Source organism: Rhodococcus sp. NPDC059969 (assembly GCF_042738325.1).
Taxonomy (GTDB): domain Bacteria; phylum Actinomycetota; class Actinomycetes; order Mycobacteriales; family Mycobacteriaceae; genus Rhodococcus_F.
This window is the reverse complement of sequence record NZ_JBHWUF010000012.1, coordinates 82,689-95,264: the sequence shown is the minus strand read 5'-3', so window position 1 is coordinate 95,264 and position 12,576 is coordinate 82,689. Positions and strand designations below refer to the sequence as shown.

Annotated in this window: 12 protein-coding genes; 10 read left to right on the top strand and 2 right to left on the bottom strand. The window is 63.8% G+C overall.

Annotation, left to right across the window (positions count from 1 at the left end; all coding sequences use genetic code 11):
* Positions 1–6: 6 nt before the first annotated feature.
* From ACFWAD_RS25920 to ACFWAD_RS25905, 4 genes are all read left to right on the top strand, one after another.
* Positions 7–1,422 carry a hypothetical protein gene (locus ACFWAD_RS25920; protein ID WP_378549024.1) on the top strand — a complete coding sequence of 472 codons (1,416 nt, stop codon included), beginning with the start codon at positions 7–9 and terminating at the stop codon, positions 1,420–1,422.
* A gap of 13 nt (positions 1,423–1,435) precedes the next feature.
* A complete protein-coding gene (locus ACFWAD_RS25915) occupies positions 1,436–1,744 on the top strand; it encodes a hypothetical protein (RefSeq protein WP_378549021.1) in 309 nt (102 codons plus the stop codon).
* Positions 1,745–1,851: 107 nt separating this feature from the next.
* Entirely contained in the window at positions 1,852–2,847 is a 996-nt protein-coding gene (locus ACFWAD_RS25910; protein WP_378549018.1) for a hypothetical protein, read from the top strand.
* A gap of 48 nt (positions 2,848–2,895) precedes the next feature.
* On the top strand, positions 2,896–4,275 hold the full coding sequence (locus ACFWAD_RS25905) for a hypothetical protein (RefSeq protein ID WP_378549016.1): 1,380 nt from the start codon (positions 2,896–2,898) through the stop codon (positions 4,273–4,275).
* Here ACFWAD_RS25905 and ACFWAD_RS25900 read toward each other — a convergent pair.
* On the bottom strand, positions 4,232–4,657 hold the full coding sequence (locus tag ACFWAD_RS25900; RefSeq protein WP_378549013.1) for an NUDIX domain-containing protein: 426 nt from the start codon (positions 4,655–4,657) through the stop codon (positions 4,232–4,234). The two genes, ACFWAD_RS25905 and ACFWAD_RS25900, sit on opposite strands and share 44 nt — an antisense overlap.
* Before the next feature lie 190 nt (positions 4,658–4,847).
* Here ACFWAD_RS25900 and ACFWAD_RS25895 point away from each other — a divergent pair, with 190 nt between their 5' ends.
* The 6 genes from ACFWAD_RS25895 to mnhG are packed head-to-tail and all read left to right on the top strand — an operon-like array spanning position 4,848 to position 11,172.
* The gene (locus tag ACFWAD_RS25895; RefSeq protein WP_378549010.1) at positions 4,848–7,685 is read left to right on the top strand and encodes a Na+/H+ antiporter subunit A; all 2,838 of its coding nucleotides are present in this window, start codon (positions 4,848–4,850) and stop codon (positions 7,683–7,685) included.
* Entirely contained in the window at positions 7,682–8,314 is a 633-nt protein-coding gene (locus ACFWAD_RS25890) for a Na(+)/H(+) antiporter subunit C (RefSeq protein ID WP_378537348.1), read from the top strand. Before ACFWAD_RS25895 ends, ACFWAD_RS25890 begins: the two co-directional genes overlap by 4 nt.
* Complete coding sequence (locus ACFWAD_RS25885) at positions 8,311–9,996, top strand: Na+/H+ antiporter subunit D (protein ID WP_378549007.1); 1,686 nt, start codon at positions 8,311–8,313, stop codon at positions 9,994–9,996. Before ACFWAD_RS25890 ends, ACFWAD_RS25885 begins: the two co-directional genes overlap by 4 nt.
* The gene (locus tag ACFWAD_RS25880) at positions 9,993–10,565 is read left to right on the top strand and encodes a Na+/H+ antiporter subunit E (RefSeq protein WP_050655100.1); all 573 of its coding nucleotides are present in this window, start codon (positions 9,993–9,995) and stop codon (positions 10,563–10,565) included. Before ACFWAD_RS25885 ends, ACFWAD_RS25880 begins: the two co-directional genes overlap by 4 nt.
* Complete coding sequence (locus tag ACFWAD_RS25875) at positions 10,562–10,831, top strand: monovalent cation/H+ antiporter complex subunit F (protein ID WP_003945061.1); 270 nt, start codon at positions 10,562–10,564, stop codon at positions 10,829–10,831. The genes ACFWAD_RS25880 and ACFWAD_RS25875 overlap by 4 nt, the downstream gene beginning before the upstream one ends.
* Entirely contained in the window at positions 10,828–11,172 is a 345-nt protein-coding gene (mnhG, locus tag ACFWAD_RS25870) for a monovalent cation/H(+) antiporter subunit G (protein WP_058038511.1), read from the top strand. The genes ACFWAD_RS25875 and mnhG overlap by 4 nt, the downstream gene beginning before the upstream one ends.
* Here the strand turns inward: mnhG and ACFWAD_RS25865 are convergent.
* Complete coding sequence (locus ACFWAD_RS25865) at positions 11,138–12,505, bottom strand: DUF5933 domain-containing protein (RefSeq protein ID WP_378549005.1); 1,368 nt, start codon at positions 12,503–12,505, stop codon at positions 11,138–11,140. The genes mnhG and ACFWAD_RS25865 overlap by 35 nt on opposite strands.
* Positions 12,506–12,576: the final 71 nt, after the last annotated feature.

Here is a 12,576-nt window from a genome sequence, read left to right as displayed (position 1 = left end):
GGCCCGATGCCACTCGATCCTCGAGCGATCCTCACCACCGTCGCTGCGCTCCTGTCCGCGATACTCGCTGCGCTGGCCCTGACCAATCCCGTTCTTCGTGACTGGGCCATCGTCGCCTCCCCATCGGAAGTGGATCGCTGGATCAGCAGTGGACCCACTGCCGTCGGACTCGGCGCCGTAGTTGCCGTGCTTGCCTGCGCACTCTCACAGCGTCGCGGTTCCCGTCGGGCAGCCTGGATCGCGATCGCTGTCGGGGTCGCCGTCATCGCGATCATTCGTGCAGTCGTACCCGAGGTCGCGTCGCTGGACCTGCTGATCGCCTTGATCATCGTCAAAAGTGTTGCAGCCGGCACTATTCTGGGCTGTGTGGTTGCCGTCAGTTGGGATCGCACTGCCACGAAGAACGCCACACTCCTCGGCATGCTTGCCACCTTCCTTGCGATCCGCACGTTCGCCGGTGGGACAGCCAGGATGACGACGTCTTCGGTGGGTGAGCCGTCGTGGTGGCTGATCGGCGTCACGGCCGCGGCAGCGATCGCCTGCGCAGTCACCGCGCAGGCCGGCTTCCGGATCCGCAAGCCCGACGCGGGCGAAATCCGCATCGCGCTCGTGGTGATCACCGCGCTGGCGATCGGGCATCGCGTGCTCGGCGCCGTGATCGACCGCCAGCAATACGCGTCCGAGGCAACCGCCTGGATCGTCATGGTTTTGGCGGCAGGTGCTGCGCTCGCGTTGACGTGGATCGCCGCCTACCGTCTCGGTGACACCTCCGGTGCTGGTGGCAAGTTCCTCTGGGCGGCAACCGCGTTGGCAGCTGCTTCGGCTCCGTTGTTTGTCGACATCGCGAAGGGTTCCGGTCACTGGGGAGACCTGAAGTCCCCTTGGGTACTGGTGCTTTTCGCAGCCCTGCCGGTGGCCGTCGGATTGAGACTGCACAAGCAGGTGCCAAACCTCGTTCCCATCGCCGTTCTCATTGCGGTACCACTGTCAGAACTACTGCCCTTCGACTCCGCGCACGGTGTCTGGTCAATCGCGCTGAAGATCGCCGCACTGGGATTCGCCGCCGGATTGCTGTTCGGTTCCCTGGCTCCCGGCAGCTTGGTCGACGCCACACTCGGACTCGCCATTCCCTTTGCCGCGATGACCTTCTCGTCGATCGCCATCCTTACCGATCAGCTCTCTTTCCCACCGATGATGACGTCGATATACATCCAAGGCCAGCTCGACATCGACGCGGTCTCTCCCCACGGCGACGGAGGATTATTCGGACGCGGCATCGGCATCACCGTCGACTACGTCACCGCTCAGACCGTCGGCGCAGCGGTACTCTTCACCCTGATCATCGGCTTCTGCGGCGCGGCGATCCTCCGACGACCTTCACATCCGCCCGTCGAGGTACCGGAACCCACCGAGACCGCCTGATCGGGACAGACCCATGACCATCGACCTCAGGTCATGCACCGTCGCTCTTGCGGCCTTTCTCTCGGGAATCCTTGCGGCGGTGGCGCTGACGAACCCAGCCCGCATGAGATGGCCTGTCACCGAGCCGCAGTCGAAGGTCGACCAATGGATCAGCAGCCAATCCACCAGCGTCGTGGTCGGCGCCATCGTCGCGGTGGCGGCCTGCACCTATCTCCAGCACCGCGGTTCTCGAAAGCGCGCGTGGGCATTTGTGTACGTGGGCGTCGCCGTACTGATCCTGATCAGATACGTCGTCCCCGAAGAACTGGTCTTGATCTGCTGAGCGTTCTGGGTTTTGCCAAAACCATTGCAGCAGGACTCATCCTGGGCGGCGCCGTCGCCGCCTCGTGGGACAGTCGCGTCGGTCGCAACCTACTGATAGTGGGCGTGGTGTCGACATGGTTGGCCGCGCAATCGTCCACCGGAGATTTGATACCCGTCAGCACGTCGTCCATCGGTGAACCCGCCTGGGCACTTCTGTGGCTGACGCTGATCTGCGCAGTAGCGTGCGCCATCACCGTTGACCCCGAATCGACGATCGGCAAAAGCGAACCGGGCATTGCCGCAACCGCTCTGGCGGTTGTCACCGGCCTCGCCGTCACCCAACGGATTCTCAGTTCGGTCGTCGACCGGCAAGAGGACCCGTCGACGTTTTCGGGTTGGCTGGTCATGATCGCGTCCACCGTCGCCGTCCTCACCCTGACCTGGTTCTGTACGAGGAAACTCGACGCAACTTCAGACAGCGGCGGATTCCTCTGGGCTGCAACCGCTGTTGCCGCCGCCGCCACGACGGTGTTCGCCGATCTGACCGACCGCTTCTTTCTCGACGGTGACCGAACCTCGCCGTTGGTGATCACTGTCCTCGCGATCATCGCAGTCGTCTTCGGGTTGAGGCGTTCTCGACACCGAGATCGCAGGATCGTGGGTCTGGCGCTCCTGGCTTCGATCCCGTTGTCCGAGTTGATCTTCAGCGGCGATCACGAAGTGGCCCTGTTGCTCCGGATCGTCGCGCTAGGCGTCGGAACGGGGCTACTGCTCGGATCCGTCTTGCCCTCGAATCCCGTCATCGGGGCGCTGGGGTTGACCATTCCTTTCAGTGCCCTGGTCTTCATGTTGATCGGGCAGCACGAGATCGAGACAGTGTCGTCAACGTACCTCCGGCCCGATCCACCTTCGACGTACTTCCAGCAGGACTCCGCACTGCGCGGCTACATCGACGCGATCGAGCCCGGCGCAGCGTATCGGGCAGAAGCCTCGACGATTGCCTACGCGTACGAGGCGCCACCACGTTCCGTCGGCACCGCGCTTCTGATGTGTGTAGTTGTCGTCGCCTCCGGGATCGCGCTTCGTCGCCGAAACGCCGTTGACACACCGTCACCGGACTGAGACCTGCTATTGCGGTGCAACTGGTACCGGATTGACTATTTTGGAGCAGTGCCCATCGCCCGCAGGACGCTGCTCGTCGCACTGAGTGGTGTGACGGCATTCGTCGTCACCGTCGTCGCTTTGGCGCCCTTCGTCAACAGCCAGTCGACGTCGATTTCGACGGGCGACCGATTCTGGTCGATATCGACCATCGGCGCCGGCGTCTTGGCTGTCGTCGCGGTCGGGACAGCCGCGATGATGGCCCGTTGCCGGTTACGGACCGCTGCAATGACGGCATTCGGTGGGCTCCTCCTCGAACTGCCCGGACTCTACGATCACAACTTCGAGGCACTCTCGCCCGTCGGGGCGGGAGTCGCTGTCGGCGCGGTCACGGTTGCTGCCGCTCCCCGGGTCCGAGCCGCTTCGGTCGCGGGAACGATTGTTGCCGTACATGTCTCGGATTCGCTCCTGGACGAGGATGCAATTCCTCGGCGGTACGCGGACTACATCGCCGACAACACCAACCAGTTTCAACCACCAGTGCTGGCGGCAACACTGATCGCACTGGCATTGACCGCCGCATGTGTCGCCGCGTTCTGGTTCCACGATTTCGACAAGGACCACCCCAAAGAACGGATGGCCGTTCGGCCGGTGACGATCGCAGCGGTGCTCACCCTCTTCGGCGTCGCGGCAAATTGGTGGTTCGACATCACCACCGTCACGGCGGCGGTGCCCCTGCTACTCGTCGCGCTGGTGATCACGGTGATCTGTGCGCGGGTGTTGGGCGACGGCAGTCGGATCCTGCTGATGTGTACCGCTGCCGTCGCAACTCTGGCGGCGGTCTCGGCGAATCGTCCGGCAACCGAGGCGATGGAGTGGTCGAAAACCCCGGCCTCGACCGCCGTCGTGATCGGCGTCGTCATCGTTGCCGCGGCAGCCGTCGGCGCTCTCGCACCGTCCCGCGTCGTCGGCTACGGATTGCTCCTGACGGTGACGGTCGCCGGGATCGTCAGCTATGCCACGTCGCCTTCGCCGAAGATCGGTGACGTTCTCACGATCAGCGATATTCTTGTCGCCTTCACCGCAGCGGTTGTCACTTACGCGATCGCCAGCGCGATGTACCGGGAACCACCGCGGACCGGAGCGTCACGAGCCCTCGTCGGGCTCGGTGTCATCTTCGGCCCGACAGCGCTGGCCCTGCTCGTCTATCCGCAGTTCGACTACGGATGGACGGCGTACACCCCGCTGGACGAGAACAAGCCCTTCAACGGCATCACGACGGTCGGCCCGTTCGAGATCTCGACCGACATCCTGATACTCGACGCCGTGGCGCTGATCATCGTGGCCGTTTGCGCCTACACGAGTCTGCGATTGGGCCGGATCACACGATCCGTGCCTCCGTCGATCAGTCGATCAGATCCATCGACGCCAGGCGATGGAACACTTTGAGCGATCCCGGCGCCACCTCGTCCATCGCCGCGTACTCGGAGAGGGTGAAGTATCGGAACTCGGCGATCTCGCTGGTCGGGTGCGGGTCTCCAGCCATCTCCGCCAGATAGCAACTCATGTGCAGCCCGGTGTCCGCGGAATGACCGAAAGCGTGAGCCTCGAAGACGTCGAGGAACTTCACCGTTCCGTCGACCAGATCGACGTCGAGTTCTTCTCGAATTTCGCGGTGCAGCGCCTGCTCGGGTGTCTCACCCGGGTCGATCTTTCCGCCGGCCATGTAGAACGCGGTCTTGCCCACGGAGCGGGTCTGGATCAGCTTGCGATCGCGAATGTGCGCGAGGGCAGCGGTACGGATGATCGTGGTGGGAGTGGACGAATTCACGTCGTCCAACCTACGTGTATCAGCGAGTGCTGAAGATGTCCGAATCGACTCGCTGCACATCGAAACTGCCACGCCCGGTAATATGTACGCAAAGACAACCTCTCCGACTAGGTGAATTGTCTCGTTAATCCGATAGGTTCGATTTTGTTCGGACACCCCGCCGCCCGCTGACAACACGACGGAGTGCCTTTTGCTCGCTATCTTGCTTGCCCATGCCGTTGCCGCCCTCTTGGCTCCGCTTGTGGTGCGCAGGTTAGGGCGAAACGGCTTCTTCCCCCTCGCGATAGTCCCCCTCGCCAGCCTCGGCTGGGTCATCGACAAATGGGGCACCGTCGAGACGCTGCACATCACCTGGGTCCCTGGCCTGTCGATGGACATCGACTTCAGATTCGACGCGCTCTCGGCCATCATGGCCGTCCTCGTCCTGGGCGTCGGCACGCTGATCCTGATCTACTGCGCCCGCTACTTCAACGACGACGAACCTCGACTCGGCATCTTCGCCGCCGAGATGGTCGCCTTCGCGGGTGCCATGTTCGGGCTCGTGACCAGCGACAACATGCTGCTTCTCTACGTGTTCTGGGAACTGACGACGGTCCTGTCGTTCCTGCTGGTCGGTCACTACGCCGAGCGCGCCACCAGTCGCCGCGCCGCAACCCAGGCACTGCTCGTCACCACGGCGGGTGGTCTGGCGATGTTGGTCGGCATGATCATCCTCGGCCAGGTCGGCGGCAGCTACAACCTCTCCGAACTGGTCGCGAACCCGCCGACGGGTTGGCTCCCGTCCGTCGCGATCGTTCTGATCCTGATCGGTGCGCTCTCCAAATCGGCAATCGTGCCGCTGCACTTCTGGCTGCCCGGTGCAATGGCCGCGCCCACCCCCGTCAGCGGTTATCTCCATGCTGCCGCGATGGTCAAGGCCGGTATCTACCTGGTCGCGCGCCTGGCTCCCGGTTACGCCGATTCGCCGCCGTGGCGCATCACCATCATCAGTCTGGGTCTGCTGTCGATGATCCTCGCCGGTTGGCGAGCCATGCGCGCGTACGACCTCAAACTCGTCCTTGCCTTCGGAACCGTCAGCCAACTCGGCTTCATGATGGTCCTGGTCGGCATCGGCACGCGTGACGCCGCCCTCGCCGGCATGACGATGGTCGTGGCGCACGCGATGTTCAAGGCCGCGCTCTTCATGGTGGTGGGCATCATCGATCACACCACCGGCACCCGTGACCTGCGCAAACTGGCTCACCTGGGTAAGGCGGCACCAGCTCTCGCGATCATTGCGAGCCTCGCTGCCGCCAGCATGGCCGGTCTGCCACCACTCCTCGGATTTGTCGGCAAGGAAGCCGCACTCGAATCGGTGCTCGAAACGAACGCGCTCGGGCACTGGTCGTCCATCGCCGTCGTCACGGTGATCGTGTTGGGCTCGATCCTGACCGTCGGCTACAGCGTCCGCTTCATCTGGGGCGCCTTCGGACGCAAGACCCTGAGCAAGCCAAGTCCGGCCGTGAGCAAGATGCACAAGCCTGGTTGGCTGTTCCTGTTCGCGCCCGGCCTGCTCGCTGTTCTCGGTCTGGCCGCCGGCATTCTCTCGCCCCAGCTCGAGAAGCTGCTGACGCCGTACTCCACCACGCTGGCTCCCGGACCGCACGCCGATTACCACCTCGCACTGTGGCACGGATTCAACACTCCGCTGCTGCTGACCTGCATCGTCATCGCGGGCGGCGTCGCGCTCTACATCGCGCAGCGTCAGATCAGCCGCCTGCACTTCGAGCACCCGCCGCTCGGCAACGCCGACCGTATCTACGACGCAACCCTGCGCGGCATGGACACCATCTCGATGCGCCTGACCGGCGCCACTCAGCGTGGTTCGCTCCCCCGCACGCAGTCGACGATTCTCGCGACGCTGGTCGTGGTGCCGCTGTTCTTGCTGATCATCGACACCAAGGGTGGCGGAGTCGACCTTCGGATGTGGGATTCGCCCATCCAGTTCACTATCGCGCTGATGATGATCTCGGCCGCCATCGCCGCGACGCTGATGCGCAACCGCCTCGCCAGCGTCATCCTGGTCGGACTCACCGGCTACGGCTGCGGCGTGTTGTTCGCGCTGCACGGTGCACCCGACCTCGCGCTGACCCAGTTCCTCGTCGAGACGCTGACACTGGTGATCTTCGTGCTCGTGCTCCGGAAGTTCCCCGCCGAAGTCGACGAGAGCAAGGCGATCGGCTTCAAGTGGCCGCGTGCCGCACTCGCCGTCGCCGTCGGTATCACCGTCACCACCATCGCGGCCTTCGCGACCAATGCCCGAAACACTCGTCCGATCTACGAACTGCTTCCCGACGCGGCCTACGACCTGGGCAACGGCAAGAACGTCGTCAACGTCCTACTCGTCGACATCCGCGCATGGGACACCCTCGGTGAGATCTCGGTGCTGCTGGTCGCGGCAACCGGCGTCGCCAGCCTCGTGTTCCGCAACCGCCGCTTCGGCATTGCGCCTCGCGTCGCCGACGCACCCTCCGTCATCGTCGACAAGGCGGCCGCCAACTCTGACACGACGTGGTTGCGCGGCGGAGACCTGATCGATCCGCGACACCGTTCGCTGGTTCTGGAGGTCACCACGAGGTTGATCTTCCCGACCATCATGGTGTTGTCGATCTACTTCTTCTTCTCCGGCCACAATGCTCCCGGCGGCGGTTTCGCCGGCGGCCTGACGGCGGGCCTGGCACTGGTACTTCGCTACCTCGCCGGTGGCCGCTACGAACTCGGTGAAGCCGTACCCATCGACGCGGGCAAGATTCTCGGCCTCGGTTTGGCGCTGGCCGCGGGCACCGCCCTGGTGTCGCTGTTCCTCGGCGCCCCGGCACTCTCGTCGGCCGTCTTCGAGTTCACCCTCCCGCTCATCGGCCACGTCAAACTGGTCACCGCACTGTTCTTCGACCTGGGCGTCTACCTAATCGTGGTCGGCCTGGTCCTGGACGTACTCCGAAGTCTCGGCGCCCGCCTCGACGCAGAAATCGAGGTGAAAGCACCATGAGCGCAAACATCGGAATGCTGATCCTGATCGGCGTCCTCACGTCGGCCGGTGTCTACCTCCTGATCGAACGAAGCATCACCCGGATGCTCCTCGGCTTGCTCCTGTTCGGCAACGCCATCAACCTTTTGATCCTGACCGTCGGTGGATCGGACGGGAATCCTCCCATCGTCGGCCGAGATTCGGTCCACGAGGAGATAGCGGATCCGCTCGCCCAGGGCATGATCCTGACGGCGATCGTGATCACGATGGGTATCGCCGGCTTCGTTCTGGCACTGGCGTACCGGTCTTACAAGATCAACACCGCCGACGCCGTCGAGGACGATCCCGAGGACACCAAGGTTCTCAAGCGTCGCCTGCCCGCCGACGCTCCCGACCACGACCGCTCCGACGACCCGCTCACCGGTGCCCCGAGCATCGGCGGCGACGCATTCGACAAGGACGGCAACCCTATTCCCCTCGAACAACTGGTCAACCTCGAGGACATCGAATGCTACGACGACCTCCACGACGGCGACTTCGAGGACGAACCGGTACCCGACTGGGCCACCGACCTTGCTCGTAAGAAGGAATCCGAGAAGCGGCGCAAAGACGCTCGCCAGACCAAGATCGAGGGAGGTGGAGGCGCATGACCATCTCGGACAACCTGATGGGAGCCCTTGCGCCCCTGCCTGTCCTGATCCCGATGCTGGCCGCAGCCGCGACGCTGGTCGTCGGCCGACGTCCGCGCTTCCAGCGTGTGATCACCCTGATCGCGCTCGTCGGCGTCGTCGCGGTGTCGGGCCTGCTTCTCTACCTCGCAGACCGCGACGGTACGACCGCGGTTCAGGTCGGCGGCTGGGATTCGCCCATCGGCATCACACTCGTGGTCGACCGTCTCTCGGCGATGATGCTCGTGGTCTCGTCGGTGGTACTGCTCGCCGTCATGATCTACGCGATCGGTCAGGGTATTCGCGACGGCAGCGAGGCCCAGCCGGTCTCGATCTTCCTGCCGACCTATCTGGCGTTGACTGCTGGTATCTCCAACGCGTTCCTCGCCGGTGACCTCTTCAACCTGTACGTCGGTTTCGAGGTCCTGCTCGCCGCGAGTTTCGTGCTCCTGACGCTCGGTGCCAGCGCCGACCGCGTCCGGGCCGGCATCTCGTACGTGATGGTCTCGATGGTGTCTTCGCTGATCTTCCTGGCAGGCATCGCCTTCGCCTACGCGGCGACCGGCACCCTCAACATGGCCGACATGGCCCTGCGCTTCGACAACATTCCGCCAGGAACACGCACCGCCATCTTCGGTGTCCTCCTCGTGGCGTTCGGCATCAAGGCTGCGGTCTTCCCGCTGTCGGCGTGGCTCCCGGACTCGTATCCGACCGCGCCCGCACCGATTACCGCCGTCTTCGCGGGGTTGCTCACCAAGGTCGGTGTGTACGCGATCATCCGGGCGCACTCGCTGCTGTTCCCGCAAGGAGAACTCGACAACGTATTGATGGTGTGTGGCCTGCTGACGATGGTGGTCGGCATCATGGGTGCCATCGCGCAGAGCGACATCAAACGTCTGCTCTCGTTCACCCTGGTCAGCCATATCGGTTACATGATCTTCGGTATCGCGTTGTCCACGACGTCCGGGCTGTCCGGCGCGATCTACTACGTCGCCCACCACATCATCGTGCAGACGACGCTCTTCCTCGTGGTGGGTCTGATCGAACGACAAGCCGGGTCGTCGTCGCTGCGCCGTCTCGGTGGTCTCGCGGCGGCCAGCCCGATCCTCGCGATCGTCTTCCTGATCCCGGCCCTGAACCTCGGTGGTATCCCACCGTTCTCGGGCTTCATCGGCAAGGTCGCGCTCCTGCAAGCCGGTGCGTCCGACGCCAGCGCGTTGGCCTGGATCCTCGTCGCCGGCGGCACGATCACCAGCTTGCTGACGCTCTACGCGGTCGCCCGCGTGTGGACAAAGGCATTCTGGCGAGCCCGCGCCGACGCGCCCGAAGGTGACCTCGCCGACGTCAGCCCGTCAGCGTTGATCGACGAATCCGAAGAGGACATCGCGTTCGTCGACCGCGAGGACGTCGGCAAGATTCCGATCTTCATGCTGATTCCGACGGTCGGGCTCGTCATCGTCGGCCTGGGGCTGACGGTATTCGCGGGCCGGATCATCGACATCAGCGACCGAGCGGCGAAGGATCTGCAGGACCGGTCCATCTACATCGACGCGGTTCTCGGCAACCACCGACCCGTTCCGGTCGACGAGGCTCCCGTCGCTGCAGACGACCCTGCAAAAGCTCCCAGTACCGATGCCCCGAACACCGAGGAGGCTCCGCGATGAAACGCGAACAGGTACTCCGCGTCGGGATCCTGCTGTGGCTGATGGTCGTGTGGATCCTGTTGTGGGGCAACATCAGTTTCGGCAACATCTTCGGCGGACTCGCCGTCGGCCTGATCATCATGGTCCTGCTTCCCCTCCCCCGCGTACCGGTGGAGGGCCGGGTCCATCTGCTCTCGATCCTGCGTCTGCTGTGGATGATCGTGTATTACGCGATCCAGTCGAGTATCCAGGTCGCCTGGCTGGCGATCCGTCCGTCGCCGCCGCCGGTCACCGGAGTTCTGCGGTACCAACTCGGGATCAAGTCGGACCTGGTTCTCACGCTGTGCATCGACGTTCTGAACCTGATCCCGGGCACGATGGTTCTCGAGATCGACCAGAACCGGCGCATCGTCTACGTCCACGTGCTCGACGTCGGTTCGCAGAAAGCCGTCAGCGCGTTCTACCGCTCGGTGGAGGATCTCGAGCGGTTGTTCATCGCGTCGTTCGAACGTGATTCGGACTGGCAGCCCAGCCCGTGGCACCAGCGCGACTACGAATTCGATGCACCCCGGCAGGAGGATCGACCATGAACGGGTTCATCACCACGATCTTGATCATTTCGGGAGTGATTCTCCTGATCGCCGCCGTACTGACCACGTTCCGATTGCTCGACGGGCCGAGCTCACTCGACCGCCTCGTCGCCCTGGACACGATCATTGCGGTCTCGATGTGTGGGCTCGCGGTCTGGGCCGCGTACAGCAAAGACACGACCATCGTTCCCGCGATCGTCGCGCTGGCACTGGTCGGCTTCATCGGTTCGGTGTCCGTCGCACGCTTCCGGGTGAGTGACCAGTGATCGGCAACATCCTCGACACGATCGGGGCAATCTCCATCTTCCTGGGCGCGCTGCTCGCGCTGACCGCCGCAGTGGGAATCGTTCGCTTCCCCGACACCCTGCGCCGTATGCACGCGGCCACCAAGCCTCAGGTGGTCGGGCTCATCCTTGTTCTGATGGGTGCCGTGTTCCTGCTTCGTGGGAGCGTCGACATCTGGATGCTGGTACTGGTCGGCATCTTCACGTTGCTGACCGCGCCGGTCATCGCACACAGCGTCGGACGGGTCGCCTACCGCGAACAGCGCGAGGAGGACGACCTCATGAAGATCAACGAACTGGAAGACCCGGACTCTCTCCGGTAGCGACATCCCACTCATCGTCGCGCTCGCCCCACACTGCAAGAGCGGTGCCGGGGCGGGCGAAGAAGGTGGCGAAGTACGCCACCGACATGAGAACGAGAACAGCCAGCAGCAGCGGACCGAAGATCGCCGGGTACTCGGCCATCTGCACCGAAGCGAATCTGTAGGAGAGCAACAACCCCGCGAGCAGTGCCGAGCCACCGAGCAACAGACGCACTCGGAACCAACCCCAGCCGCGCTCCGGATCCCGCAGCGCCGCATCGAGGGTCAAGCACAGAACCGCACCGGCAATGAGGTCGACGCCGTAGTGGAATCCGAAACCGAGCGTCGCTGTCAGGGTCGCGACGAGCCAGAACGATCCCAGGCTGCGAATCCACCACGGCCCGCTGCGAGAGTGGATGAACAACGCGACTGCCCACGCGGTGTGCAGGCTCGGCATGCAGTTTCGCGGCGCGGCGTCGTCGAACGGCAGCGACGACGGTGACGCGAAGTCGAAGTTGGGCACGATGTTCGGCCAGTAGTCACCGATCTGGAATCCGAAACCACGCGGACCGAAGGCGAACACCGGACCGACCACCGGGAACAGGACGTAGAAAATCGGGCCGATCAACCCGATGAGCAGGAACGTACGCAGCAGGTGATGCGACGGCCATCCCTTGCGTACTTGATAGAGCGCGACCACGATCACCGCGACCGGTAGTTCGACGTAGATCCAGTCGAGCGCTGCGGCGCCGACGGGGCCCATGGCGTCGACGATCTGGCCCATCACCCACGACGGGTTCCCGAGAGCCTGGTCTGCGAGGAAGACGTACTCGTCCCACACATCGGTGCCGACGAGAATGGTGATCTCCAGCCACGTCTCGGCAACCTTGGCCGCGATGATGAGCAACGCGCCCAGCGCAACGCCGTGCAGAACGCTGAGTCGACGCTCACCGGACAACTTCCACACCGCGTACACCGCGATGGCCGTCAGCACCCAGGTGCCGCCGGTGCCCATCGTCAGCGGCCCACCGGAGAACCAGCGGATCGCGCCGACGACCACGTCGATCACGACGGCCGCGGATACCGCGTAGATGCGCTCCTTGTTGTTCAGTCCGACCAGTGCGAGAGCGAGGCCAACCCAGGGCATCGTCGCGGATCGGGGAACGAGGAAGTAGTCACCGAACAGGCTTTCCACCGGACCGAGATAGCCCTTGTACGACGCGAACGCCTGCACGCCCAGGACCAGCACGGTCAATGCTGCTGTGCCGATCAGAAGGACTCGATGAGAACTCGACCACGAACGATCCGACTGTCCGGGTGCGTCCCCTCGTTGGGACCAACTGTCTATCAACACCGGACAATAGTAAACGGCGTGTGAACCGAATATGGACACCCACTGGACAAACGGTTGGTATGCCCGGATTT